Consider the following 23806-nt stretch of genomic DNA (forward strand, 5'->3'; position numbering starts at 1 on the left):
ACGGTCCCGGTCCACGGGCAACGGTGCGCGCCGGAGAAACGGGAGGGTCGGCGTGCGGATGGAGGCTGTCCGTGAAACCCGTGTCGTCCGCATCGCCCGTACCGCCCGCGTCCCCCGGGTCGGCCGGGTCGGCCGGTGCCGCGCCCGGCGGCTTCCGCGGAGTGTTCGCACTCGGCGGCCGCGCCCTGCCCGTCCACGCGTTCCTCGCGCGGCTGCCCGCCGCCCTGTGCCCGATCGGAACGCTCCTGCTCATCAACGAACGCGACGGCATCGGCGACGCCGGTGCCGTCGCCGCCGCGCTCTGGCTGGGCCAGGCGCTCGGCGGTCCGGTCATCGGCCGGCTCGCCGACCGGCGCGGCCACCGGCCCGTCCTGCTCGCCGCCTGCGCCGCCAACGCAGCCGTCCTGGCCGTGCTCGTCGCCGCCGTCCTCGCCGGGCTGCCGCTGCCCGTACGGATGGCGCTCGCCGTCGCCGCCGGGCTCACCGTCCCGCAGGTCGGGCCGCTGGCCCGGGCCCGCTGGGCGCGGCTGGCGGGCGGGGACGAGGCCCTCCTCGGAGCGGCCCTGTCCTTCGACACCACCCTGGACGAGGTCGGGTTCATGGTGGGGCCCGCGCTCGCCGGGGTCCTGGCCGTGACCGTGCACCCGGCGGCCGGGCTCGTGCTCGCCGCGGCGCTGATCCTGGTCTTCGGAACCCTGTTCGCCCTCCACCCGACCGCGCCGGGCCCCGCCCGGGCCTCGGATGCAGCGGCGCGGGCCGGCGTACGGCTGTGGTCGCCGGGGCTGGTCCTGCTGTGTGCGCTGGCCGTCCTGCAGGGAGCGGCCTGGAGCGGGGCGAACACCGGGGTGAACGCCCTTGCGCAGGCGCTCGGCGAGCCGGGCGCGGCCGGTCTGGTCTGGGCGGCGATGGCGGTGACCAGCTCGATCGCCGGCTTCGTGACGGTGGCCCGTCCGGGCTCCGCGGACCTGACCGTACGGCTGCGCCGGACCATCGCCGTGCAGGCCCTGCTCACGCTGCCGCTCCTGGCGGTGTCCGGGCTGCCCGGCGCGGCCTTCGCCGTCGCCGGGATCGGGCTGGCCGTGGCCCCGCACCTGATCGCGCTGTTCGGGCTCGTCGAGCGGGCGGTCCCGGCGCAGCGGATGGGCGAGGCCATGACCGTGGCGGGCAGCGGCCTGATCGTCGGTCAGGCCCTGGCCGCGGCAGCCGCCGGTCCGCTGGCGCAGGCGTACGGGTACCGGGCGGCCTTCGCCGTGGCGTGCACGGCGGCGGCCGCTTCCGCGCTGCTCGCGCGGGCGGCGGCGCGGACGACCGCGGCGGCGACGGTGCCTACGACCCCGACGACGGCTTGATCGCCGCCAGTCCCTTCGCCAGTTCTTCGGCGTTCATGACCGGGGCGACCTCGACCTCGGCGTTGAACTGCTGGAACAGCTCCCAGGTCAGCGACGGCATCTGCGAGCTGTCCTGCAGGTCGAAGACGACCCAGCAGGAGCGCACGCCCTCGTGGAGCCCGAAGTAGGCCGCTTCGGGTTTGACCGCGTCCAGCAGCCTCTTCATCGCCTGGGGCAGGGCCCCGGTCGAGATCCCGTCGTTGCTGGCGGCCGTGTCCATGTGCGCCCTGAGCATGACCTTCATGCGCGGCTCCTTCCGTCACGCCCACCCTCGGGGCGGTACGGGGGCGCGGCAACATTTGCGCCCCCGTCCGGGCAGGGCCGTCCTACCGGATGGCGCCCTGGATGTGGAAGTTGAAGTCGGTGTGCCCGAGGGTGCCCATCAGACGGAGCCAGATCGGCAGCACCATCTCGGTCCCGCGGGCCGTCTCGATCCCGCCGAGGTCGAGGACGGCCGCCTCCGGCCAGCCGAAGGAGTGCAGCAGCTCGCGCACCTCCTTCTTGGCCTCGGCGTCCTCGCCCGACAGGAACACGTGGTGCTCGCCGGCCACCCGGGACGGGTCGACCATGACCTGGCAGTTCATGGTGTTCAGCGTCTTGACCACCCGCAGGCCGGGGAAGGTGCGCTGGATGAGCTCGCCCAGGCTGTCCCGGTCCACCGGGTCCAGGGTGGGAGGGAAGCCGTGCGAGAAGTCCAGCGGGTTCGCGATGTCGATGAGGATCTTGCCGTCGAGGTGCGCGGCGTCCGCCTCCGTCAGGGCCGCGATGCTCGCCTGTCCGGCCGTCGCGTTGACCAGGCAGTCGCCCTGCCGTGCGGCGTCCGGGAAGGCCGCGAGGACGGCCTGCGGGTGGGCCCGCTGCCATTCGGCGAAGTCGGGCCGGGCACGGGTGGCCCCGGGGTCCCGGGTGCCGATGACCACCTCGTGGCCCAGGGAGACGAGGCGGGCCGCCACCGTACGGCCGACGATGCCGGTGCCGAGGACTGCGTAGCGCATGACCATTCCATTCGGATCGAGGGGAAGGACCAACCACAACCAACCACCCCGTACGGTATGCCTAGTCGAGGACTCCGATGTCGTGGAAGAACTGGTACCGGCCGGGATCGTCCGGAAGGAACCAGTGCAGCCCTTCCTCCAGGAAGACGGCCACCAGGTTCACGGCGATCACCAGTCCCAGGAACCACAGGGCGAACAGGCCCACGGTCCGGTACCACCCCGGCCCGGTCGCCGGAACGGCCCGGTCCGCCGTCGTGTGGGCGAAGGCGAGCACCACGCCGATCGCCACCGCCGACACCTGGAAGAGGATCCACGCCCATACGTACAGGTGGAGCCCGAGCACCTCGCTGCCGTACCCCTTGCTCCCGGGCAGGACGTGCAGCATCGTCTGCCGCCACGAGGCGAACGAGCCCGCGACCAGCGCGACCAGGGCCAGGCCCCAGCCGGTCATGTAGTCGCGGCCCGTCAACGCCCCGTGGGAGAGCGCCGTCCGCACGATGTACGCGGCGCCCGTCGCCGCCAGCAGCATGCACATCCGCTGCACGAGGCAGAGCGGGCAGGGGTGCTCCCCCAGGCCGAACTGGTAGAGCAGCCCGCCGCAGACGACGCCCGTCCAGCCGATGGAAAAGACGCAGGCGAACCAGAACTGGACCCGTCCCAGCAGCCCGCCCTCCAGCGGGGTCTCCGGAACGATGCTGTGCATCACGGCCATGGTCAGTAGCTCAGGGTCAGGGCGAGGCTGCCGGTGATGTGGTGCGCCGTCAGCAGGAGCACGGAGAAGAGCAGGATCCACCAGGCGGCGAGCACGACGGTCCGGGACGACTCCCGGTACAGGGCGATCAGTGTGGCGAGGAGCCCGCCGAAGATGAGGGTGTCCATGCCGCGGACCGTATCGACGCACGGCCGCGCGCCCGCCGAGGCGCGCCCCCCGCCTGCACGGGTTACGTCGGTTGCCCGGTCAGCCGCTGCGCCGCCGGCGCCGGGGACCCCGTCGGCTGCGGGCGGCGCCCGCCCCGCCCCGGGACCGGTCGTCGAGGGCGATCCAGAGCCTGACCTCGGTGCCGCCGAGCACCGACCGGCCGATCCGCACGTCGCCGCCGGTCGATTCCGCGACCCGGCGCACGATGTCCAGGCCGAGGCCCGTCGAGCCGTCGCGGGCGCCGTCGTTGCCCCGGCGCAGGGCCGCGTCCGGGTCGGCGATGCCCGGGCCCCCGTCCGAGACGAGCACGATGACCGCGTCGCCGGCGTCGTGGACGTCCACCGCGAAGCGGGTGCCCTCGGGGGTGTGCCGGAAGACGTTGCCGAGCAGGGCGTCGAGGGCGGCGGCCAGTTCCGGCCGGGCCACGGGGATCCGTACCGTGCGGTCCACCCCGGCGAGCCGGACCTCGCGGCCCTCGTCCTCCGCCAGCGCCGACCAGAAGGCCATGCGGTCGCGGATCACCTCCGAGGCGTCGCAGCCGGCGCCGGTGGCGCCCTGGGCGGCGGGGCGCTGTTCCCGGGCCGTACGGATGATCGTGTCGACCTCCCGTTCCAGCTGCTCCACCGCCGCCCGCGTCTGCTCGGCGGCCGGTCCCTCCCCGAGGGAGGCCGCGTTGAGCCGCAGCACCGTCAGCGGCGTCCGCAGCCGGTGCGAGAGGTCGGCGGCCAGCTCCCGCTCATTGGCCAGGAGTTCCACCACCTGGTCCGCCATCGAGTTGAACGCGACGGCCGCCGAGCGCAGTTCCTTCGGACCGGCCTCCGGCACCCGCGCCCCGAGCCGGCCCTCGCCGAGCTGGTGGGCGGCGTCCGCGAGCCGCTCGGCGGGCCGCACCAGCCGGGCCCCGAGCCGGTCGGCGACCGCCACCGAGCCCACGATCAGGGCGAGGCCGACGGCCGCGAGGATCACCCAGGCGGTCGCGACGCCGTTGCTGACCTCGCTCTCCGGTACGAAGATCTCCACCACCGCGATGTCCCCGGAGCCGAGGGCGGTCGGCTGGAGCAGCGCCGAACCGCCGCCCGCGACCGAGACCGTCATGGCCCGCCCGATCCGCCGGGTCTCCTCCACGGCGTGCGGTCCGGCCCAGCCCGCACCGATCTCCACCGCCACCTTGCCGTCCATCGGGGGCACGTGGACGGCCATCCGCTGGGCGGCGCCCATCTGCGTGGATTCCACGGCCTTGCGCAGCTGCACGGGGTCGGTGGTGATGGACAGGGTCGGCCCGATGGTGGCGGCCTGCCGCTCGGCGTTGGAGAAGGCCCGGTCGCTGGCCATCTCCTGGACGACCAGCCCGAGCGGTACGGCGAAGGCCACGACCACCATGGCGGTGACCGCGAGGCAGACCTTGACCAGGGCCCATCTCACTGCGCTCTCCTCACCGGGGCGGCTCCAGCTTGACCCCGACCCCCCGCAGCGTGTGCAGGTAGCGCGGGTTGGCGGCGGTCTCGCCGAGCTTGCGGCGCAGCCAGGACAGGTGCACGTCGATGGTCTGGTCGTCCCCGTACGACTGCTGCCACACCTCGGCCAGCAGCTCGCGCCGCGCGACGACCACCCCGGGCCGCCCGGCGAGGAAGGCCAGCAGGTCGAACTCCCGCCGGGTCAGGTCCAGCACGGCCCCGTCCAGCTCGGCCTGGCGGCGCAGCGGGTCGATGGCCAGGCCGCCCACGCGCAGCACCCGCGAGGGCGGCTCGGCCCCGGCGGCGGAGCGGGCCCGGCGCAGGACGGCGGCCATCCGGGCGGAGAGGTGCTCCACGGAGAACGGCTTGGTGAGGTAGTCGTCGGCGCCGTCGTTGAGCAGCCGGACGATCTCGGCCTCGTCGTCGCGGGCGGTGGCGATGATCACGGGCACGTCGGTGATGCCGCGCAGCATCTTCAGCGCCTCCGACCCGTCCAGGTCGGGCAGCCCGAGGTCCAGGATGACCACGTCGAACCGGTGGTGCGCGACCTCGCGCAGCGCCTCCAGCGCCGTGCCGACGCTGCGCACGGCGTGCGAGGCGTCGGTGAGGTGCCGGATCAGGGCGGATCGTACGAACTGGTCGTCCTCGACCACGAGCACACTTGCCATGGCCCGCACCGTAGTCCATGCGGGGGACCGGACGGGGTGTCGGCCGGTCCCTGGGACGCGTGGTGCAGTATGTGCGCTGATGCACCGAGGACTTGTACATGCTTTCGCCTGGACGCTGGCGACCGGGGCGGCGGTGACGCTGTCCTGGTGGGGCGTGCACACCGTCATGTCCGGGACCGCCTACGATCCCCCGCTGGCGGTGCCGCTGGCCACGCAGCCGCTGTCCTCCTCCACGCAGCGCACGTCCCCGCCGGACGCGCCGTCCCCCTCCGCGTCGCCGTCCGAGAGCCCGGCCCCCTCCCCCTCGGCGCCGCCGTCGGCGGAACCCTCCCCCGCCAGGCCCGCGCCGAAGGCACCCGCGCCGGCCACCCGCCCGGCCGGACAGTCCACCGGGGGGAACCCGGGCCAGGTCAAGGGCTATACGGTCTCCGGCGGCCGGGTCGTCTTCGACCTCGGGACCTCCTCGGCCGAGCTGGTCTCGGCGACGCCGGCGGCGGGCTGGCGCATGCAGGTGTGGAAGCAGGACTTCTGGATCCGGGTCACCTTCACCCTCGACGACCGGGAGGTGTCGGTGTTCTGCACCTGGCACGACCACCCGCCGACGGTGGAGATCGTCGACCCCTGAGCCGCTGCGGCGGTATCTAGCGGAACACCGAGGGCGGGGGCTCCGGCGAGGCCACCGCCGAGGCGTCCGCGACCGCCGCCGCGCCGCCCGTGAAATCGGCCAGCGCCCGGCCGTGCTCGACCCGGCCGGGATGCGGGTCGCTCGCCACCCGGCGGGTGAACTCGGCCACCGGCAGCTCCCGGTCCGCGGCCACCAGCACGGCGTTGCCGAAGCGTTTCCCCCGCCACACCACCGGGTCGGCGGCCAGCGCCAGGTGCGCGAAGCGGGAGGCGGCCGTGGCGATCTGGCCGCGCAGGTGCGCCAGCGGCGGGCCGTCCGCAAGGTTGGCCACGTACCACCCGCCGGGCGCGAGGGCCCGGCGTACGTCGTCCAGGAACTCGGCACTGGTCAGGTGAGCGGGGGTGCGCGCCCCGCTGAACACGTCCGCGATCACCAGGTCCGCCCAGCCGTCCGGCACCTTGGCCAGGCCGGCCCGCGCGTCCACCGCCCGGACCCGGACCCGTGCCTGCTGGTCCAGCGGCAGGTGCTCCCGTACGAAGGCCACCAGGGCGGCGTCGATCTCCACCACCTGCTGGGTGGAGCGGGGGCGGGAGGCGGCCGTGTAGCGGGCGAGGGTGAAGGCGCCACCGCCGAGGTGCACCACGTTCAGCGGCTGCCGGGCGGGCGCGACGAGGTCGATCAGGTGCCCGATCCGCCGCTGGTAGGCGAAGTCCAGGTGGCCGGGATCGGCCAGGTCCACGTGCGACTGCGGGGCCCCGTCGATCAGCAGGGTCCAGGCGTCGGCCCGTTCACGGTCGGGGAGCAGTTCGGCCCGGCCGCCGTCCACCTGTCCGACGACCGGCTCGGCGGCGCCCCGCCGCTGCTGCTGCTTGCCTTTTCCCTTGCCTGCCACCACCCCATTGTCCCCGGCCGGGGGCGTGCGGCCGTCAGCGGCAGTTGTCCGCGGCCTCGATCAGGCGGGCCGCCTCGCCGAGCGCGGCGCGCAGCACCTCCGGGTCGGTGACCGGCCCGACGGCCTCGGGCGGGAGCAGCCAGCCGGTGGCGCCCGCGGAGGGCGAGACGTCCCCGAAGCGCATGCCGCGCCCGTTGGTCTGCGTACACGCACTGCCCGGCAGGTCCCAGGCGTCGGCGGTGCCGGGCGGGACGAGGAAGCCGAGCGTGCCGCCGGAGCCGTCGTGCAGGACCGGGCCGACCCCGCCGGCCGGGCTCGCCGCCTGACCCGCGGCGCGGCGGATGATGTCCACGGCCTCCAGCCCCTGTCGGGCGGGCACGGTCACCAGGTCCGGTGCGTCGGCGGCCACCACCGGGAGGACCGGGACAGGGGGCGCGCCCGGTGCGGGCGCGGTGTTCGTTCCAGTGCTCTCCATGCCGCCCTCCGCCATCGGGACCTCCTTCATCCACGTACGGACAGGGCGGGAGTCGCCTCCCGCCCCCATCCGTTCAACGCACGGGAACGTCAACGGGTGCGGCGCCAAGACGCTGCAAAGGATGGCAGTTCATGGCGGATCGTGGGTGAGATATCCGTTTTGTAGGCAAACACCGCCTCAAGGGGCCTGCTCTGGCGGTACGTTCATGCGCGCCGGACCCAGGTCGTCACAGGACCGGCGGTGCGTCCCTTGCCAGAGAGGCCACGTCCATGGCGGCGTTCCCCCACTCACCCAACCAGACGTTCCGGCGGCTGCGCGGCCAGCAGTCCCCGGCCGAGTTCGCGGCCCTGGTGCGCCGGGCGGCGAAGGAGATCGGAGAAACGGTTTCCTGCGACGCCCGCTACATCGGCCGGGTCGAGTCCGGCGAGATCCGCTGTCCCAATTACGCGTACGAGCGGGTCTTCAGCCACATGTTCCCCGGCCGGACCCTGGCCGACCTGGGATTCTCCCCGCGCGAGGCGGTCCGGGGCCGCTCCGCGCAGCGCCACTCCACCCCACCCAAGGAGAGCGACGTGCTGCGTCGCGCGTTCATGGCGGGCGGCTCCGCGACCGTGGCGGCCGCGACGCTCGGCCTCACCCTGCCCGGCGACACCCGCCGGGCGCCCTCCCGAGCCGGCGAGGCCGAGGCCGCCGCCGTCGAGGACGCCGTACGCCGGATCCGGCTGCTGGACGACCGGCACGGGGCCGACGCCCTCTACCGCAGGGCGGCCGAACCCCTGCGCACGGCCTACGCCTTGCTCGACGCGGGCACCTCGCGGCAGTCCACCGAGGACCGGTTGCACGCGGGCGCGGGCGAACTGGCCATCTCCGTCGGCTGGCTGGCCCACGACTCCGGCCGTTTCGACGACGCCCGCTCCCACTACGCGGAGGCGCTGGCCACGGCCCGGGTCTCGGGGAACGCGGGTCTGGAGGCGCACGCCTTCAGCAACATGGCGTTCCTGGCCCGGGACTGCGGGCGCCCGCGCGAGTCGGTACGGGCGGCCCAGGCGGGCCGCCGCGCCGCCCGCTCCCTCGGTTCCCCGCGGCTGCTGTCCCTGCTGGCCCTGCGGGAGGCCGGCGGCTGGGCCGGGCTCGGCGACCGCAAGGCCTGCGAGGAGGCGCTGACCCGCGCGCACACGGACTTCTCCCGGGGCCCGTCGGCCGCCGACCCGGAGTGGATGTCCTTCTTCGGCGAGGCCGAGCTGGAATCGCTGGAGGCGCGGTGCTGGGCGGCCCTCGGCGAGCATGCCCGCGCGGCCCGGCACGCCCGCCGCGCCGCCGACCTCCAGGATCCCCACTTCGCCCGCAACGTGGCCCTCTACACCGCCGAGCTCGCGGACAACCTGGCCCGCGCGGGCGCCCCCGACGAGGCGGCCTGGGCCGGCGGCCGGGTCATGGACCTGCTCACCGAGGTCCAGTCGACGCGGATCCGCTCGATGCTGTCGGAAACGGCCCGCACCCTGGTCCCCCACCAGCGCAGCCCCCGCGTGGCCACCTTCCTCACCCGCCACGCCTCGGTCTGACCGGCGGGGCCCGCACGACGGCGGGGCCGCGGCGGGTTACCCGTCCAGGTCCAGGTGGCCCGTGTCGTTCCAGCGTTCCAGGGCCGGGGCTCCGTACGCCCAGCCCAGCACCGACAGGGACGTCGGGTCGAGGCGGATGCGGGCGCCGAAGGAGGCCTCCAGGCCGAGCCAGCGCGCGGCCAGGGTGCGCAGGATGTGGCCGTGCGCGAAGACGAGCACGTCGCGCTCCGCCGCGCGGGCCCAGGCGACGACCTCGTCCGCGCGGGCGGCGATGTCGGCGACGGACTCCCCGCCCGGCACGCCGTCGCGCCAGATCAGCCAGCCGGGGCGGACCGCCTGGATCTCGGCCGGGGTCATGCCCTCGTACTCGCCGTAGTCCCACTCCATCAGCGCGTCCCACGGCTCCGCCCGGACGCCGAAGCCGGCCAGGTTGCAGCTCTCGCTCGCGCGGGCCAGCGGGCTGGTGCGGACCTCCACACCCGGCAGCCCCCGCCACGGGTCGCGGGCGAGCCGCTCGCCGAGCAGCTTCGCGCCCCGCCTGCCCTCCTCCAGCATGGGCACGTCGGTCCGCCCGGTGTGCTTGCCGAGGCGGGACCACGCCGTCTGGCCGTGGCGGGCCAGCAGGATGCGGGGGGCCATGCGTTTCTCCGGTTCTGAGCAGTTCGTGCCGATTCATCTCATGACATCGTCCGACCATCATCCATCAGATGAACGCCGCACGACGGAGGCAACCCATCCGGTCGAACAACCGTCTTACGCCGTATGACCAACCGGCAGAACCCCACCCGATGGTGGGCCGAACTGCTGCTCCTGGGACTCGTCTACGGCGCGTACTCCGGCGGCAGACTCCTCGCCCGCGGCGACGTCGACCTCGCCGTCGGCCACGGACTGGCCATCCTGCGGGCCGAGGAGTTGCTCCACATCGACTTCGAACGCCCCCTCAACCGGCTGTTCTCGGACAACGGGCCGCTCGGCATACCCGCCGACTTCGTCTACGCCTCCCTGCACTACCTCGTCACCCCGGCCGTGCTGGTCTGGCTCTACCTGCGCCGCCCCCGGCACTACCGGGCGGCCCGCACCTGGCTGGTGGCCTCCACCCTCCTCGGGCTCGTCGGGTTCTCGCTGGTGCCCACCTGCCCGCCCCGGCTGCTCGACGCGGCGTACGGGTTCACCGACACCATGGCCCAGTACAGCCCGTACGGCTGGTGGGGCGCCGAGGCCAGTGCCCCGCGCGGGCTCGGCGGGCTCACCAACCAGTACGCGGCCATGCCGAGCCTGCACGTCGGATGGGCCCTGTGGTGCGGGATCCTGCTGTGGCGGTACGGGCGCCACCCGCTGCTGCGGGCGCTCGGCATCGCCTACCCCGCCCTCACGACGCTCGTGGTGATGGGCACGGCGAACCACTACTTCCTCGACGCGGTCGCGGGGGCCGCCGTCATGGGTCTCGGGTACGCCCTCGCGCGCCTCCTGCCCGCCGGCGCCGCGGCCGCCCAACCCGCCGGATCAGCCGCCGGTTCCGCCGGTTTCCGCAGGAAGACCACGATTGTCAGTGGCGGATGGGACACTTCCGCCCGTGAGCTCCTACCCGCCCAGCGGCCCGCCTCCGACGACGACTCTGCGGCAGCGGCTCGCTGACCTGCGCGGCCCCGCCGTGCCGCCCCGTCCGCTCGACGCGCGTGCGATCGCGGCGCTCGCCGCCAACCCCGGCTGCCGCAGACGCGCCCTCCTGGACGGCGCCGGTGTCGACAAGAACGCACTGGCCTCGGCACTCGGCTCCCCCGCCGCCTTCGGCCAGTCGCAGTTCGCCATCGTCCGCGGGAACTCCTTCGAGGCGAAGGTCAAGGGCGACGGGGGAGCCGAGCTGCTGCGGCTGGTCCAGGAGCACCTGGGCGCGGGCGCGGGCCCAGGGGCCGCCGAGCCGCCCGGTCCGGGCGCGCCGGTCCCGGACCTCACCGCCGCCGGGCCCGAGGGCCGCGCCGCACGGACCGCCCTCGCGCTGCGCGAGGCCACGGCCGCGGGGGCCTGGACCCTGCTGGACCATCCGATGCTGGCCCTGGAGGTCGCGGGCACCCCCGCCTACCTGGAGCCCGACGCCGTCGTGGTGCATCCCGACGGCCGCTGGACCGTCGTGGAGATCAAGTCGTTCCCGCTGCTCGACGGCGCGGCCGACCCGGCGAAGGTCGGCGCCGCCGCCCGGCAGGCCGCCGTGTACGTCCTGGCCCTGGAGAAGACCGCCGCGAAGGTCCCGGGCGCCGAGGTCGGGCACACCGTCCTGCTCGTCTGCCCCAAGGACTTCTCGAACCAGCCCGCCGCCGCCCCCGTGGACATCCGCCGGGAGCGCGCGGTCACCCGGCGCCAGCTGCACCGGCTGACCGGCGTGGAGGAGCTGGCCGCGGCCCTGCCCGCGGGGCTCGGCTTCGACCCGGCACGGCCCGCGGGGGAGCTGGCCGAGGCGGTCGCGGCCGTCCCCGCCGCCTACGCCCCCGAGTGCCTGGCCGCCTGCGAGCTGGCCTTCCACTGCCGTGAGCGGGCCCGCGCCGCCGACGAGGCGGGCGCGCTCGGCCGCTCCGTGCGGGGGGAGCTGGGCGCCCTCACCACCGTCGGGGAGGCCCTCGCGGCCGCCGCCGGGGCCGGCTCCCCCGAGGACCCGACCGCGGTCGCGCTCCGGCGGGCGGCCCGGCTGCGCGCCGAGGCCCTGGAGTCGAGCGCATGTCGCTGCTGAGCACCCTCGCCCGGCTGGAGGCCGTCCGGGCGGGCCGGGCCCGGCCGCTCGCGACCGTACGGCACCGGCACCTGAGCGAGCGCCCGCTGGTCTTCGTACCGCTGACCACGGCCGGCGAGACCGGCGCTCCGCTGGGCGCCCTGGTCGGCACCGATCCGGCCGAGCCGCGGCTGCTGGTGGTCCCGCAGCCGCGCGACCGGGACCTGCGCTGGGCGTTCCTGGCCGACCTGGCCGACCTGGTGCTGCCGTACGTGGAGGCGTACGCGGACGAGGTCGAGTACGTGGAGCGGACGGAGACCGACCCGGAGACCGGCGCGCGGAGCAAGGTGGCGGCCGAGCTGTGCCTGGACGCCCCGCAGCTGATCGTGCCGAGCCGGGCGGGCATCGAGTACGTACGGCTGCTGGGGCGGTCGATGCGGTTCCGCCGGACGGCGGAGGAGGATCCGGAGAATCCGTATCCGGCACCGGCCCGGGTGCCGCTGCTGGGGCGCTGGCTCACCCACCTCGGGGAGCGGGCCCGGGTCCCAGGGGCCTCGATGCTGCTGGCGGCGACGGACCTGCTGGGCCGGCACTGGGCGACCGGCCAGAGCAACCTGGAGGACCAGCACCTGGGCGCCCTGCTGGCCTGGATAGCCCCGCCGGAAGGGGAGACGGGCGCGGAGGCCGCCCTGCGGGCCGAGCTGGAGCGCGACCGGGACGGCCTGCTGCTGGTCCCGCCCGCCGGCCCGGCCACCGACCCCGCCTTCGACAACAAGCTGCTGGCCCCGGCGATGGCCCGCTACGACGCCGCGCGCGCCGACGGCCCGCGCGACGCCGGGGCGCTCGCGCGCGCCGAGGAGGGGGTACGGGCGCTGGTGGAGCGGCAGATGCGGCCGACCTGGGACGCGGTGTGGCGCTCGCTGGACCTGCTGCGCGCGCTGCCGGCCGGGGAGCGGGCCGAGGAGCGCTGGACCCGCGACCGCTGGTCCTACACCGGCCACCGGGACCGGGTCCGGGCGGGCGAGCCGCCGCAGCCGCGCCGCGACGACGCGGTGACCGCGGCCCAGAAGCTGGCCACCCGGGAGACCGAGCAGGTCCGGCTCGACGCGCAGGAGGCACTGGACGACCCGCTGGTGATGGCGGACCGGCGCCTCGCGGGCGAGGCGTTCGCGGGCGAGGTCACCGAGGTGCTGATGGAGTGGACCGACTCCAAGCGGCCGAGCCCCCGGCCCCTGGTGACGGTGGCCACGGAGGACCGGCCGCAGCTCGCCGAGGACCACGGCGACCGCGGCCCGAAGGTGTTCCGCTCGCTGGACGGGCGCCCGCAGAGCGCGCAGTTCGTACGCTGGGAGGACGACGGGCGGCTGGTGCTGCGGCTGCTCGACAAGATGGGCCGGGGCCGGGAGCCGGAGCCGGGCTCGGTGCCGGAGAAGGGCGACCGGGTGTGCTGGACGCTGTTCGAGCACGACGCCCGCGGCGGCCCGAGGCTTCCGGAGCCGGAGCGGACCCCGTGGACGCACGGCGGCCCGCCGGGATCCGGACCGGCCGCCGCCCCGCTGCCCGACGCCGTGACCGACGAGGACCTGCTGTGAGCACCGCATTCGATCCGGGCACCGCCGCCGCCGAGGCGACCGCCGCCATCCTGCGCGACACGCTGCACGGGACCGAGCGGGGCGTGGTCGTCGACTCCCCGCCGGGTGCCGGGAAGTCCACGCTCGTGGTGCGGGCCGCCCGGGAGCTGGCCGCGGCGGGACGCCGGCTGATGGTGGTGGCGCAGACGAACGCGCAGGTCGACGACCTGGTGCTGCGGCTCGCCGGCAAGGACCCGGAGCTGAAGGTCGGCCGCCTGCACAGCGCCGACGGCGAGGCGTACGACCCGGCGCTGCGCGACCTGCCCTCGGTGACGCTCTCGGCCAAGCCGGCGGACCTCGCCGAGCTGCCGGTGACCATCTCGACGGCGGCGAAGTGGGCGTACGTGAAGGACGCCGAGCCCTGGGAGCACGCCATCGTCGACGAGGCGTACCAGATGCGCTCCGATGCGCTGCTGGCCGTGGCGGGCCTGTTCGAGCGGGCGCTGTTCGTCGGGGACCCGGGGCAGCTGGACCCCTTCAGCGTGGTCGGCGCGGAGCAGTGGGCCGGGCTGTCCTACGACCCTTCGGCCTCGGCCGTGTCCACCCTGCTGGCGCACAATCCGCAGCTGCCGCAGCACCGGCTGCCCGTGTCCTGGCGGCTCCCGGCGACGGCCGCACCGCTGGTGTCGCGCGCCTTCTACCCGTACACGCAGTTCCGCAGCGGCACCGGGCCGGGCGAGCGGCGGCTCGCCTTCGGGGTGCCCTCGGACGGGAGCGGCCCGGACCGGGTCCTGGACGAGGCCGCCGAATCGGGCTGGGGCCTGCTGGAGCTGCCGGCCCGGCACACCCCGCGCACGGACCCGGAGGCGGTCCAGGCAGTGGCCCGGGTGGTGCGGCGGGCACTGGACCGCGGGGCGGTGACCACAGACGAGCAGTCGGCGGTCCCGGGTGCGCTGACGGCGGACCGGATCGCGGTCGGGACCGCCCACCGCGACCAGGCGGCCGCGGTGCGCGCGGCGCTCGCCTCGCTGGGGGTCCGGGGGGTCACGGTGGACACCGCGAACCGGCTCCAGGGCCGGGAGTACGACCTGACGGTGGTGCTGCATCCGCTGTCCGGGCGCCCGGACGCGACGGCCTTCCACCTGGAGACGGGCCGGCTGTGCGTGCTGGCCTCGCGGCACCGGCACGCCTGCGTGGTGGTGGCGCGGGCCGGGATAGCGGAGCTGCTGGACGAGCATCCGTCCACGGAACCGGTGCAGTTGGGGGTGACGGTGAAGTTCCCCGACGGCTGGGAGGCCAACCACTCGGTGCTGGCGCACCTGGCGGAGCACCGGGTGGCCTGGCGGCCCTGAGTCACCGCTTGCGCTGGATGCCCCTGCGCTCGCGGAGCAGCTCGCCCACCTCGGCGAAGGTGCGCAGCTGCTCCGGGGTGAGCAGGTCGATCAGGTGGCGGCGTACGGACTCCACGTGCAGGGGGGCCGCGGTCGTGATCGCCTCCACCCCCGCCCCGGTCAGGACCACCTCGGCGCCGCGGCCGTCGGTGGCGACCTCCTCGCGGCGGACGATGCCGCGCTGCTCCATGCGGGTGAGCTGGTGGGAGAGGCGGCTGCGGGACCACTGCATGTGTCCGGCGAGGGTGCTGATGCGCAGGCGGTGGCCGTCGGTGGAGCCGAGCACCGACAGGACGTCGTAGTCGGCTTCCGAGAGGCCGCTGTCCTGATTGAGGTCGCGGGCTATGTCGGCGTTGACGAGGGGGAACATCCGCCGCCACGCGTACCAGGCGTCCTGTTCGGCGGAGGTGAGCCAGCGGGGCCCGGGTGCGGTCATGCGCTCACTCTAACCGAGTGGATGACACATCACCTACATGGTTGACATGTCACCTAGCGGCGCGCTTAGATGGCTGACACGTCAACAAAGGAGCTCGCTGTGACCCCCATGACCGCCATGACCACCACGCCCGCGGCGACCGGGACGACCCGCCTGCTGATCGTCTCCGCCTCCGTCCGCCCCACTTCCGCCGCCCGCCCCGTCGCCGGCTGGGTCGCCGGGCAGGCGCGCGCCCGGGGCGGCTTCGAGGTCGCCGAGGTGGACCTCGGCGAGCTGGCGCTGCCGTTCCTGGACGAACCGGAGTACGCCTCCAGCGGGATCTACACCCACCAGCACACGCGCGACTGGAGCGCGGTGGTCGACGCCGCGGACGCCTTCCTCTTCGTCCTGCCGATGTACAACGCCGGCTTCACCGCCCCGTTCAAGAACGCCATCGACTTCCTCTACCGCGAGTGGGAGGGCAAGCCGGTGGGCCTGGTCAGCTACAGCGCCGGCCCCTCGGGCGGGGCGCCGGCCGCCGAGATGCTCCGGCCGGTGCTCACCCGGATCGGCATGCTGCCGGCCGAGCGGTCGGTGGCGATCCCCGGCATCAACGAGCTCGTGGGCGACCCGGCCGGGGGGTTCCGGGCGCCGGAGGGGCTGGCGCAGGAGCTGGCGGGCGTCCTGGACGAGGTCGCGGCGAAGGCGGCGGTCACCGCCTGAGGCGAGGCCCTCTTGCACGGCGTTGGACAATGGAGGGTGGCCCGGAAGGAACCCGAACGCGCAGCAGGAGGACACGCATGGCAGAGCCCGAGCGGACCGAGCGGAGGCTGCGGCCCGCGCCGCTGCTCTTCGAGCCCGCGGAGGCGGCCGCGGATCCGGAGCACTTCTTCGACCTGGAGTCGATCGAGGACCCGCGGGAGCTGCTGGCCCGGGCCACCGAGCTGACGCTCGCCTTCAGGGCGGCGCAGGAGCGGGCGATGGAGTTCCAGGCGGTGGCGGCGGCCCAGCTGGCCGACCCGCGCCGCTTCGACCGGCTGCCTCCGGCGGTGATCGCCGAGGAAGCCGAGTGGACCGAGGACTACGCCCTGAAGATGATCGAATTCGGCGAATCCCTCCAACGCGGCACCCTCCCGGACGCCGACTAGCTTCGGCCTCCGGTCGCGATCGAGCGGGCTTCGGCACCGTCGCAGGGTCGTCGGGTCAGTCCTCGACGGCGACGGCCGGCCAGTCGGCCGGGGGGGGTGACCAGCCGGTGGCGGTCGGGTGAGGAAGCGGCCGACGCGCGCGTTCTGCGCCGCCCGCCCGGGGAACGGTGCCCGACCGGCGAGGTGCCCGCGCACCAGGACCAAGCCCCGCCAAGGACAAGCCGCCGCCAGGCCGCCCCTCGGGGCACCCCCCAACGGCAACACCCCGCCAGGGGCGGCTCCGCCCGGGGGGCCGCCACGCCAGGGGCCAAGCGGGCGGTCGGGTTCGCCACGGGCACGGGCTTCGGGCGGGCACGGGTCAAACGCCGGAGGCAGGTGGCATATGCGGGGCGCAAGATAGCCCAGCAAAGGCCCTCCTGTCCCGGTTTTCCGTAACTCCCGGAAACCGGATCGCTACCCCCGGTACACCGGACGGCATGACGACGCTCACCACCGCCTCCGCCCGCGACACCCGCACCCCCGCGCACGTCACCCCCCAGGGCGCCGCCTGGCTCGCCTCCGCCTGCGCCCATCCGCGGAGCACCCTCGCGCTGTGGGAGGCCCGGGCCTCCCTGCCCGCCGTGCTGCCCTGCGGGACCGCCTTCGACGTCGTCAACGTCCCGCTCGTGCTCGGGCGCCGCATGCTCGACCTGCTCTGGGGCGAGGGCCCCGGCTCCGGGCCCGTCGCCGTGCACCGCGGCCGGATGCTGCTCTTCGCCGCCACCGGCACCGCCCACCGGCTCCCCGCCCTGCTGGGCTGGGAGGAGTGGGGCAGGCCCGTGCCCGCGCCGCTCTGCCACGGCCTCGGCGACGCCGTCACCGTGCCGCCGCTCGACACCTCCGCCGCCGGCCCGTCCCGCTGGCTCGTCGCACCCGACACCAGGACCCCGTGGCTGCCCGGACCGGAGGCCCTCCTCTGGGCGTACGTCCGCGCCGCCCGAGCTGCGGATATCGATTTTTCCTTCCGGGCCCCGGCCTGCTAATGTCTACCTCGTCAGCAAGCGCCGCTAGCTCAGTTGGTTAGAGCAGCTGACTCTTAATCAGCGGGTCCGGGGTTCGAGTCCCTGGCGGCGCACAGACGGAAGAAGGCCCTCACGCGAGTGGGGGCCTTCTTCGTTGTACCGGGACAGGGCGGGCCCCGTCACGTGGTGATCTTCACCGTGAACGCGCCCGACGGCGTCCGGTCCGCCACCTCGATGCGGATCCGCTCCCCGGGGACGGTGAACGACTGCCCGACCTCCAGCGGTGCGTCCGCCAGCGGCGGGAACACCGACCGGTCCCAGCACGCCTCCGTCCCGGGATGGCCGTCCAGGACCTCGATCGGGCCGCCGCCCGACGCCGCTTCGTTGCGGACCCGGTAGACCAGCACCCCTTCGGTGCAGGTGTCCCCGTCGTTGCCGGCCGAGCCCCGGGCCTCCACGGCGACCGCGCTGCCGGGGCTCGTACGGATCACCGCGAGCCGGGTCCCGCCCGTAGCGCCCGGCTCCGGGGACTGGCCGAGCGGCTGGAGGGTGTGCAGCGAGGAACCCGACTGCACGCAGTCCACCTGGGAGGCGTCCAGCCAGCCGAGCTTCCACTTGTGCCAGGCGAAGAGGTCCGGAGCCAGCCCGAACTGGCTGCCCATCACGTCCCAGTCGCCGACGTAGGTGTCCCAGTCGCCCTTCCCGTCCGTCGGCCGGTGGTAGAGGTCGGGCAGGTCGAACACGTGCCCCGTCTCGTGCGCCAGCACATTGCGGTCCGGCGGGTGGTGCTCGAAGACGGTGACGATGCGCCGCAGCTCCGACCCGTCGGCGGTGATCGGCCGGTCGAAGTTGACGACCTTGGTGGCGTCGGAGTCCACTCCGGGCGCATCCGGGTCCGCGACGAAGTACACGACGTCGTACTGGGAGAAGTCCACCCCGGGGTCCGCGACGGCGACCGCGTCCCGCAGGTAGGCCGCCCGGTCCTCGGCGGCCCAGTCGCGCTGTATCCCGTACGCGGTGGACGGCCTGGGCATCTGGATCCACTGCTTCTGCGGGTGCGGGACCAGGCGGAACCTCCCGTAGGAGGCCCGCTCGAAGAAGTCGCTGGTGGCGGGGAAGTAGTCGGCCGTCAACTGCTCGGGGGTGAGGGTGGTGCGGTGGTCCGGGAAAGAGAGGAAGACCATGACCGCGTTGAGGGTGCGCTGCGGTCGCGGGTAGGCCCGGTTCCAGGTGTCCAGTCCGAGGGAGTGGTGCGCCGAGGTGCGGGCCAGGGCGCACGGCCCGGCCCCCGTGTCGGCCACCGCGGGCCCCGCGACGAGCGACATGGCGGCGAGCGCCGTCAGGGAAGTGAGCGCAGCCGCCGTGCTCCTGATGCGGGAGCGGTCCACTCCCCCGGGTGTCTGCTGTCGCGGCACATCGACCTCCGGTGGTGGATTCGTACCATCTCGATCCACCTTGGGGGGATTGTCTTACTAATGCCCTGTTCCGCTGCCCCACATGAGTGAGCACTACGGCAAGCCGGTGACCCCTGCGGTTCACTCGGTTGCCTACAGAACGTCACGACCGATCACGCGAGATCAGTGAGGGCCTTCGGGCGCTCACAGCTGTGCAGAAACGATCGAGCCGGAACCGCCCGACGAACCGTCAGCACGCCGAAGTGTCGCCCCCCACACGGCGACGCCGCTGGATAGGGCCGTCCGGCTGCCTCTATGATCGGCACACTTTCCTGCACGGACACCGACGAACACTGCGGGAGCCAACGGTGAGCGGAACCTCAGAAGGAACCGGTTCGGCGGCCGACAGCATCCGATCGGCCATTACGCAGCGTCACCCAGCAGTGCCGGCCATGCCGACCACACCGACCCGCACGGAGTCCGAACTGCGCGATTACCGGGCCGCCTTCAACGCGGCCCACCTCGCCATGGCCGTCGTGGACCGCGAGGGCTACGTCGTCGCCGCCAACGCGGCCTTCGCCGGGCTCCTCGGCACCGAACCGCACGCGCTCGTCGAGCAGTGCGCGGCCGACCTGGTCGACCTGGCCGCCGAGGCCCGGACCTGGCAGGCCTACCAGGAGGTGCTGCGGGGCCGGCAGGCCCGGCTGCGCTGCACCCGCCGGCTCAAGCACCCCGACGGGCACTCGCTGTGGACCGAGGTCACCCTCGGGCCGGTTCCGGGTACCCGGGACGTCCTGCTGTCGGTGGCCGACATCAGCGACCGGCGCGATCTCCAGGCCCGGCTGCGGCACCTCCAGATGCACGACCCGGTGACCCGGCTGCCCAATCGGGCACTGTTCTTCGAGCGGCTCTCCGCCGCCCTGGAAGCCTCCTCGTTCGAACACGGCGGCACGGGCCGGATCGGCCTGTGCTACCTGGACCTGGACGGGTTCAAGGCCGTCAACGACACCTTGGGCCACCGGGTCGGGGACCGGCTGCTGACCGCCGTCGCGGCCCGGCTGACCCAGTGCGCCGACCAGTCCGGCTACGGGCGTACGGGCGGGCACCTGGTGGCGCGGCTCGGCGGGGACGAGTTCGCCCTGCTGGTCGAGGACTCCACCGGCACCGAGCAGCTCGCGGACCTGGCCCGCAGCGTCCTCGCCGCCGTACAGGAGCCCTTCGAGCTGGCCGGGCAGCGGCTGTCGGTCTCGGCGTCCATCGGCGTGGTGGAACGGGCCGCGGCGGGCACCTCGGCGACCGGGCTGATGCAGGCCGCGGACACCACCCTGTACTGGGCGAAGGCGGACGGGAAGGCCCGCTGGACGCTCTTCGACCCGGAGCGCAACGCCCACCGGATGACCCGCCAGGCCCTCAGCTCCACGCTCCGGCCGGCGGTGGAGCGGGGCGAGTTCGAGCTGGAGTACCAGCCGCTCGTGGACCTGGAGAGCGGGGCGGTGCGCGGGGTCGAGGCGCTGGTGCGCTGGAACCACCCGCAGTTCGGCATGCTGACGCCGAATCGGTTCATCGGAATTGCGGAAGAGGACGGCTCCATCGTCCAGTTGGGACGGTGGGTCCTCCAGACGGCCTGCCGCCAGGCCCGGCGCTGGCAGATCGAGCACCCCAGCGACACCCCGGTCTTCGTCTCCGTCAACGTCGCCGTGCGGCAGGTCTGGGACTCCGACCTGGTCGGCGACGTGGCCGAGATCCTCGCCGACACCGGCCTGGCCCCGCAGCTGCTACAGCTGGAGCTGACCGAATCGGCGGTGATGGGCTCCGCCGGGCGGCCCCTGCAGGCCCTGCAGGCGCTCAGCGACATGGGCGTGCGGATCGCCATCGACGACTTCGGCACGGGCTACTCGAACCTGGCCTACCTGAGCCGGCTGCCGGTGTCGGTGCTGAAGCTGGACGGCTCTTTCGTCCGCGGCTTCCGCTACGAGGAGGGCACCCACCCGAACCCGGCCGACGAAACCATCGTCGAGGCCCTGGTGCAGCTGGCGCACCGGCTCGGCCTGACGGTGACCGCGGAGTGCGTGGAGACCGCCGGGCAGGCGGCCCGCCTGCGGCGTGTCGGGTGCGATACGGGCCAGGGCTGGCTGTACTCGCGGGCGGTCGCCCCGGAGCGGATCGCCGCGATGATCGGCACCCGCCCCGGGGCGTAGCCCTGCGGGGCGGGGCGGGCCGGGGCTTCCCGGGCTCCGCCCGGACCCGTCAGAGGCTGCGCACGAAGGCCCTGAACGCCTCCGGAGCCACCGTGAAGGCGGGGCCTTCGGGGTTCTTGGAGTCTCGGACCGCCACCAGGCAGGGCTGACTGGCCACCTCGACGCAGTCGCCACCGGTGTTACCGCTGTACGAGGCCTTGCGCCAAGCGGCGGTGCCGAGCGGGGCGCACTCCACGCAGTCGCCACCGTTGGTACCGCTGTACGACGACTTACGCCACTGCACGCTCGTCAGTTCCAGACTGGTCCCCATAGCGTTCCTCCATTACGCGTGCGATCAGCACCGCCGAATCCTCCGGCGCGAGGGCCGCGGCTTGCAGCCGAGCGTATCCGACCGAACGCTCCCTGATCACTTGCGGATTGGCCGTCATGCGGCCTGAGTCATAGCTCTCCGTGTAGAAGAGCTCCGGATGCTCCTCGAAGCGAAGGAGGTTAAACGAGCCCATCATCCCGGTGTGTTCACCGGCTGAGAAGGGCAGCACCTGGATCTGCACCCACGGCTGATCGAGGAACGTCAGCAGGTGGGCCAGTTGCTTCCGCATGACCTCCCTACTGCCGACCCTGCGATGCAGCAGCGCCTCGTCCAGCACCACGAGCATCACCGGTGGATTCTCACGTGCCAGTATCCGCTGCCGCTCCATGTGTGCCGCCACCATCTCGTCGACCCTTGCCGGATACTCCACCCTCAGCAAGGCCCGTGCGTATTCCTCCGTCTGCAACAGCCCGTAGACCAACTGCGCCTGGAACGTGGAGATGAACGAGGCCCGCGCCTCCATCTCCGCATACGCCTGGAACCACGTCGGCAAGACACTCCGCAGGACCAGACCCACCAGGCGGGAGAAGTGCCCGTCCGTGCCCAGCGCCGCGTCCACCCGTTCCGAGAAGTCCCGGGTCGGTACCCGCTTCGTCGTCTCGACCTGACCGATCAGCGAACCCGTGCAGTAGATGATGTCGCCCAACTGCGCCTGCTTCAGCCCCGCCTCCTCTCTCAGGCGACGCAGCTCGAAGCCGTAGTAGTCCAGCGGCGAGGCGCTGGGGTCGAGGTCGCGGGCCAGGACCATGAACGGTCACCCCCATGCAGACGGAGCGGATCGGCTGTGGCCGAGCGTAGCGACACCGGCACGCAGCGGGACCGCGAATCCCGCAACCATGTGACACACCTCCGCCCCGCACCGGGGGGTGCGGGGCGGGGTGTCGCTCGGCGCGGGGTGGGGGGAGATCAGCAGGCGCCGAGGTCCTTCCAGACGCCCCATTCACCGGTGGTGCCGGGCTCCTCGTTCTGCGTCCACCACTGGGCCTTCCACTTGTGGCCCTTGTGCGAGACCTCGGTGCCGCCGGTGTAGACCGTGCCCGCGGCGTACGCCGGGGCGGTGCAGCCCGAGGTGGGCGGCGGGGTGGTCGGCGGCTGCGAGGTCGGCGGGGTCGTGGTCGGGGGCGGCGTGGTGGGCGGCTGCGTGGTGCCGCCGAGGGCGTCCGAGATCTGGTTCAGCAGGGTGGCGTTGGTGTCCAGGCCGAGCAGGGAGTACATCATCGCCCCGGCCAGGCCCCGGCTCTTGCCGTAGTCCACCCGCGCCTGGATGGACCTCTGGTTCAGGCCGGTGAAGAATTCGCCGTCCTTGTAGAAGTACGAGGCCTTGGCCTGGTCGTCCCAGAAGGTCGTCGCCGGGTTGTCGACGATCCCGCCGAGTTCCTTGTAGTTGGCGATTCCGGCCTGCTGGCTGGTGGGCCGGGCGGCGGACGGGCCGGTCGCGCTCTGGGCGAGGCCGTTGGTCGTGCCCGCCGGGACGCCCTTCCAGCCGCGGTAGTAGAACTCGTAGCCCAGCGTCAGCTTGCCCGCGGGAAAGCCGCCCGCGATGCCGTAGGCCGCGTTCCCGTCGAGCCAGGAGTCGATGGCGTTCTTGATGCTGTACTTCTCGGTGCCCGGCGCGATCGGGTCGGTCGGGTCGGCCGCCGAGGGGTTCAGCGGGGACTGGTGGTACGTCGGCCCGTCGCCGTCCCAGGCGCCGTGCATGTCGTACGTCATGATGTTCGCGTAGTCGAGGTACGCGCCGATCTTGTTCGTCTCGATGTACTTGATCTTGTCCTGGCCGGCCGGGAGGGCGGCGGTCAGCAGGTACTTCTTGCCGCCGTTGGCCGCGCCGTACGCGTCGAGCTGCTCGCGGAACTCCTTCAGCAGCAGGGTGAAGTTGGCCTTGTCCTCGGGGGCGTAGTGGTTGCCGAGGTGGCCGCCGGGAGATCCCGGGTACTCCCAGTCGATGTCGATGCCGTCGAAGATCCCGGCCGCGCTGCCCGCACCGCCGTAGCCGCCCTCGACCGGCAGGTTGCCCTTGATGTACTGGTCGATGCAGGAGGAGACCAGCTTCTTGCGACTGGCGTCGGTCTTCGCGGCGTCGCTGAAGTACTTGGAGTACGTCCAGCCGCCGATCGATATGTTGATCTTGAGGTTCGGGTACTTGGCCTTCAGCTGCTTGAACTGGTTGAAGACGCCCACGATCGGCTGGTCCCACTTGTCGGCGACACCGCTGACGCTGTCCGCCGCACTGAAGGACTTCTGGTAGTCGGCGTACGAGTCGCCCGCACCGTCCCCCGCGCTCGGGTTGTTGTCGTCGCCCGCCGCCTTGTTCGCCTCGAAGCAGGTGAGGTTGGTGGGGTGGATGTTGCCGAACGAGTAGTTGATGACATCCAACTTGCCCGCTATTCCGCGGGTGTCGAGGTGCTTCGGGTAGAAGGCGTTCCCGTACACGCTCCACTGGTCGTAGTACGCGATCCTGACGCTGCCGCCGCTCGCCGCGGCGGCGGCGGAGCCGGCGGCCTGGGCGGCGGGGAGCCCCGTGAAGCCGGCCAGGGCTCCGGCTGCCAGCGCGGCCGTGGCGGCGGCCGCGATGAGGGGTTTACGGATGTGCATGAACTGCCTCCGGGGGGTGGGAGGGGGAAGCAAGAGGTCGGGTGGGA

General features: G+C 73.6%; 24 protein-coding genes, 1 tRNA gene and 1 pseudogene. 12 read left to right on the forward strand and 14 right to left on the reverse strand.

All coding sequences use genetic code 11. From position 1 onward, the window contains the following. Positions 1-71: 71 nt before the first annotated feature. Positions 72-1349: an MFS transporter gene (locus ABZ128_RS07945; RefSeq protein ID WP_356846780.1), complete on the forward strand. Its 1278-nt coding sequence runs from the start codon at positions 72-74 to the stop codon at positions 1347-1349. On the opposite strand, the gene ABZ128_RS07950 is transcribed toward ABZ128_RS07945, so the two are convergent. The 6 genes from ABZ128_RS07950 to ABZ128_RS07975 form a co-directional block, all read right to left on the reverse strand. Next, positions 1327-1632 (reverse strand): hypothetical protein, encoded by a 306-nt coding sequence (locus ABZ128_RS07950; protein ID WP_356846781.1) that lies wholly within the window; start codon positions 1630-1632, stop codon positions 1327-1329. The genes ABZ128_RS07945 and ABZ128_RS07950 overlap by 23 nt on opposite strands. 82 nt (positions 1633-1714) lie before the next feature. Then, a complete protein-coding gene (locus ABZ128_RS07955; RefSeq protein ID WP_356846782.1) occupies positions 1715-2383 on the reverse strand; it encodes an NAD(P)-binding domain-containing protein in 669 nt (222 codons plus the stop codon). 61 nt (positions 2384-2444) lie between these two features. Continuing rightward, positions 2445-3086 (reverse strand): disulfide bond formation protein B, encoded by a 642-nt coding sequence (locus tag ABZ128_RS07960; RefSeq protein WP_356846784.1) that lies wholly within the window; start codon positions 3084-3086, stop codon positions 2445-2447. Positions 3087-3097: 11 nt separating this feature from the next. Beyond that, complete coding sequence (locus ABZ128_RS07965; protein ID WP_356846785.1) at positions 3098-3262, reverse strand: DUF5993 family protein; 165 nt, start codon at positions 3260-3262, stop codon at positions 3098-3100. A 79-nt stretch (positions 3263-3341) separates the two neighbouring features. Then, positions 3342-4724: a HAMP domain-containing sensor histidine kinase gene (locus ABZ128_RS07970; RefSeq protein WP_356846786.1), complete on the reverse strand. Its 1383-nt coding sequence runs from the start codon at positions 4722-4724 to the stop codon at positions 3342-3344. Positions 4725-4734: 10 nt separating this feature from the next. Continuing rightward, positions 4735-5424, reverse strand: coding sequence for a response regulator transcription factor (locus ABZ128_RS07975; RefSeq protein ID WP_356846787.1), 690 nt, complete (start codon positions 5422-5424; stop codon positions 4735-4737). A gap of 79 nt (positions 5425-5503) precedes the next feature. Here ABZ128_RS07975 and ABZ128_RS07980 point away from each other — a divergent pair, with 79 nt between their 5' ends. Continuing rightward, entirely contained in the window at positions 5504-6049 is a 546-nt protein-coding gene (locus tag ABZ128_RS07980; protein WP_356846788.1) for a hypothetical protein, read from the forward strand. Between the two features lie 16 nt (positions 6050-6065). On the opposite strand, the gene ABZ128_RS07985 is transcribed toward ABZ128_RS07980, so the two are convergent. Beyond that, a complete protein-coding gene (locus ABZ128_RS07985; RefSeq protein ID WP_356846790.1) occupies positions 6066-6941 on the reverse strand; it encodes a fused MFS/spermidine synthase in 876 nt (291 codons plus the stop codon). A gap of 34 nt (positions 6942-6975) precedes the next feature. Then, a complete protein-coding gene (locus ABZ128_RS07990; RefSeq protein WP_356846791.1) occupies positions 6976-7416 on the reverse strand; it encodes a hypothetical protein in 441 nt (146 codons plus the stop codon). Positions 7417-7685: 269 nt separating this feature from the next. On the opposite strand from ABZ128_RS07990, the gene ABZ128_RS07995 reads away from it, so the two are divergent. Beyond that, complete coding sequence (locus ABZ128_RS07995; RefSeq protein ID WP_356846792.1) at positions 7686-8978, forward strand: tetratricopeptide repeat protein; 1293 nt, start codon at positions 7686-7688, stop codon at positions 8976-8978. A 36-nt stretch (positions 8979-9014) separates the two neighbouring features. On the opposite strand, the gene ABZ128_RS08000 is transcribed toward ABZ128_RS07995, so the two are convergent. Then, entirely contained in the window at positions 9015-9617 is a 603-nt protein-coding gene (locus ABZ128_RS08000) for a histidine phosphatase family protein (RefSeq protein ID WP_356846793.1), read from the reverse strand. Between the two features lie 123 nt (positions 9618-9740). On the opposite strand from ABZ128_RS08000, the gene ABZ128_RS08005 reads away from it, so the two are divergent. Genes ABZ128_RS08005 through ABZ128_RS08020 form a run of 4 tightly spaced genes read left to right on the forward strand, consistent with a single transcriptional unit; the run spans position 9741 to position 14602 of the window. Continuing rightward, positions 9741-10613 carry a phosphatase PAP2 family protein gene (locus ABZ128_RS08005; protein ID WP_356846795.1) on the forward strand — a complete coding sequence of 291 codons (873 nt, stop codon included), beginning with the start codon at positions 9741-9743 and terminating at the stop codon, positions 10611-10613. Beyond that, entirely contained in the window at positions 10552-11700 is a 1149-nt protein-coding gene (locus tag ABZ128_RS08010; protein ID WP_356846797.1) for a hypothetical protein, read from the forward strand. The genes ABZ128_RS08005 and ABZ128_RS08010 overlap by 62 nt, the downstream gene beginning before the upstream one ends. Beyond that, positions 11688-13271 (forward strand): hypothetical protein, encoded by a 1584-nt coding sequence (locus ABZ128_RS08015; RefSeq protein ID WP_356846798.1) that lies wholly within the window; start codon positions 11688-11690, stop codon positions 13269-13271. The genes ABZ128_RS08010 and ABZ128_RS08015 overlap by 13 nt, the downstream gene beginning before the upstream one ends. After that, on the forward strand, positions 13268-14602 hold the full coding sequence (locus ABZ128_RS08020; RefSeq protein WP_356846800.1) for an AAA domain-containing protein: 1335 nt from the start codon (positions 13268-13270) through the stop codon (positions 14600-14602). Before ABZ128_RS08015 ends, ABZ128_RS08020 begins: the two co-directional genes overlap by 4 nt. Position 14603: 1 nt before the next feature. Here ABZ128_RS08020 and ABZ128_RS08025 read toward each other — a convergent pair whose 3' ends face one another. After that, positions 14604-15077 carry a MarR family winged helix-turn-helix transcriptional regulator gene (locus ABZ128_RS08025; RefSeq protein WP_356846801.1) on the reverse strand — a complete coding sequence of 158 codons (474 nt, stop codon included), beginning with the start codon at positions 15075-15077 and terminating at the stop codon, positions 14604-14606. A 108-nt stretch (positions 15078-15185) separates the two neighbouring features. Between ABZ128_RS08025 and ABZ128_RS08030 the strand changes: the two genes are divergently transcribed. The 4 genes and pseudogenes from ABZ128_RS08030 to ABZ128_RS08045 all read left to right on the forward strand — a co-directional run bounded on the left by ABZ128_RS08030 (position 15186) and on the right by ABZ128_RS08045 (position 17318). Continuing rightward, the gene (locus tag ABZ128_RS08030) at positions 15186-15779 is read left to right on the forward strand and encodes an NAD(P)H-dependent oxidoreductase (RefSeq protein WP_356846946.1); all 594 of its coding nucleotides are present in this window, start codon (positions 15186-15188) and stop codon (positions 15777-15779) included. A 77-nt stretch (positions 15780-15856) separates the two neighbouring features. Beyond that, complete coding sequence (locus tag ABZ128_RS08035; RefSeq protein ID WP_356846802.1) at positions 15857-16204, forward strand: hypothetical protein; 348 nt, start codon at positions 15857-15859, stop codon at positions 16202-16204. 476 nt (positions 16205-16680) lie between these two features. Next, a pseudogene (locus ABZ128_RS08040) lies at positions 16681-17254 on the forward strand (hypothetical protein). Further along, positions 17245-17318: transfer RNA gene (locus ABZ128_RS08045), tRNA-Lys, on the forward strand. The pseudogene ABZ128_RS08040 and the gene ABZ128_RS08045 overlap by 10 nt, the downstream one beginning before the upstream one ends. Before the next feature lie 66 nt (positions 17319-17384). On the opposite strand, the gene ABZ128_RS08050 is transcribed toward ABZ128_RS08045, so the two are convergent. Beyond that, the gene (locus ABZ128_RS08050) at positions 17385-18620 is read right to left on the reverse strand and encodes a M6 family metalloprotease domain-containing protein (protein WP_356846803.1); all 1236 of its coding nucleotides are present in this window, start codon (positions 18618-18620) and stop codon (positions 17385-17387) included. A gap of 431 nt (positions 18621-19051) precedes the next feature. Here ABZ128_RS08050 and ABZ128_RS08055 point away from each other — a divergent pair, with 431 nt between their 5' ends. Continuing rightward, a complete protein-coding gene (locus ABZ128_RS08055; protein ID WP_356846804.1) occupies positions 19052-20797 on the forward strand; it encodes an EAL domain-containing protein in 1746 nt (581 codons plus the stop codon). A 49-nt stretch (positions 20798-20846) separates the two neighbouring features. On the opposite strand, the gene ABZ128_RS08060 is transcribed toward ABZ128_RS08055, so the two are convergent. The 3 genes from ABZ128_RS08060 to ABZ128_RS08070 form a co-directional block, all read right to left on the reverse strand. Next, positions 20847-21107, reverse strand: a complete 261-nt coding sequence (locus tag ABZ128_RS08060) for a DUF397 domain-containing protein (protein ID WP_356846805.1) — start codon at positions 21105-21107, stop codon at positions 20847-20849. Further along, positions 21067-21915: a helix-turn-helix transcriptional regulator gene (locus ABZ128_RS08065; protein WP_356846806.1), complete on the reverse strand. Its 849-nt coding sequence runs from the start codon at positions 21913-21915 to the stop codon at positions 21067-21069. The genes ABZ128_RS08060 and ABZ128_RS08065 overlap by 41 nt, the downstream gene beginning before the upstream one ends. A 158-nt stretch (positions 21916-22073) precedes the next feature. Beyond that, positions 22074-23759, reverse strand: coding sequence for a glycosyl hydrolase family 18 protein (locus ABZ128_RS08070; protein ID WP_356846808.1), 1686 nt, complete (start codon positions 23757-23759; stop codon positions 22074-22076). Between the last annotated feature and the right edge of the window lie 47 nt (positions 23760-23806).

This window comes from Streptomyces sp. NPDC006326 (genome assembly GCF_040612915.1).
GTDB lineage: Bacteria > Actinomycetota > Actinomycetes > Streptomycetales > Streptomycetaceae > Streptomyces.

Coding starts and splice junctions, on each gene's coding strand:
- ABZ128_RS07950 (WP_356846781.1), bottom strand. CDS start 1,632: ATGAAGGTCATGCTCAGGGCGCACATGGACACGGCCGCCAGCAACGAC.
- ABZ128_RS07955 (WP_356846782.1), bottom strand. CDS start 2,383: ATGCGCTACGCAGTCCTCGGCACCGGCATCGTCGGCCGTACGGTGGCG.
- ABZ128_RS07960 (WP_356846784.1), bottom strand. CDS start 3,086: ATGCACAGCATCGTTCCGGAGACCCCGCTGGAGGGCGGGCTGCTGGGA.
- ABZ128_RS07965 (WP_356846785.1), bottom strand. CDS start 3,262: ATGGACACCCTCATCTTCGGCGGGCTCCTCGCCACACTGATCGCCCTG.
- ABZ128_RS07975 (WP_356846787.1), bottom strand. CDS start 5,424: ATGGCAAGTGTGCTCGTGGTCGAGGACGACCAGTTCGTACGATCCGCC.
- ABZ128_RS07980 (WP_356846788.1), top strand. CDS start 5,504: ATGCACCGAGGACTTGTACATGCTTTCGCCTGGACGCTGGCGACCGGG.
- ABZ128_RS07990 (WP_356846791.1), bottom strand. CDS start 7,416: ATGGAGAGCACTGGAACGAACACCGCGCCCGCACCGGGCGCGCCCCCT.
- ABZ128_RS07995 (WP_356846792.1), top strand. CDS start 7,686: ATGGCGGCGTTCCCCCACTCACCCAACCAGACGTTCCGGCGGCTGCGC.
- ABZ128_RS08000 (WP_356846793.1), bottom strand. CDS start 9,617: ATGGCCCCCCGCATCCTGCTGGCCCGCCACGGCCAGACGGCGTGGTCC.
- ABZ128_RS08005 (WP_356846795.1), top strand. CDS start 9,741: ATGACCAACCGGCAGAACCCCACCCGATGGTGGGCCGAACTGCTGCTC.
- ABZ128_RS08015 (WP_356846798.1), top strand. CDS start 11,688: ATGTCGCTGCTGAGCACCCTCGCCCGGCTGGAGGCCGTCCGGGCGGGC.
- ABZ128_RS08025 (WP_356846801.1), bottom strand. CDS start 15,077: ATGACCGCACCCGGGCCCCGCTGGCTCACCTCCGCCGAACAGGACGCC.
- ABZ128_RS08030 (WP_356846946.1), top strand. CDS start 15,186: ATGACCGCCATGACCACCACGCCCGCGGCGACCGGGACGACCCGCCTG.
- ABZ128_RS08035 (WP_356846802.1), top strand. CDS start 15,857: ATGGCAGAGCCCGAGCGGACCGAGCGGAGGCTGCGGCCCGCGCCGCTG.
- ABZ128_RS08055 (WP_356846804.1), top strand. CDS start 19,052: ATGCCGACCACACCGACCCGCACGGAGTCCGAACTGCGCGATTACCGG.
- ABZ128_RS08060 (WP_356846805.1), bottom strand. CDS start 21,107: ATGGGGACCAGTCTGGAACTGACGAGCGTGCAGTGGCGTAAGTCGTCG.
- ABZ128_RS08065 (WP_356846806.1), bottom strand. CDS start 21,915: ATGGTCCTGGCCCGCGACCTCGACCCCAGCGCCTCGCCGCTGGACTAC.
- ABZ128_RS08070 (WP_356846808.1), bottom strand. CDS start 23,759: ATGCACATCCGTAAACCCCTCATCGCGGCCGCCGCCACGGCCGCGCTG.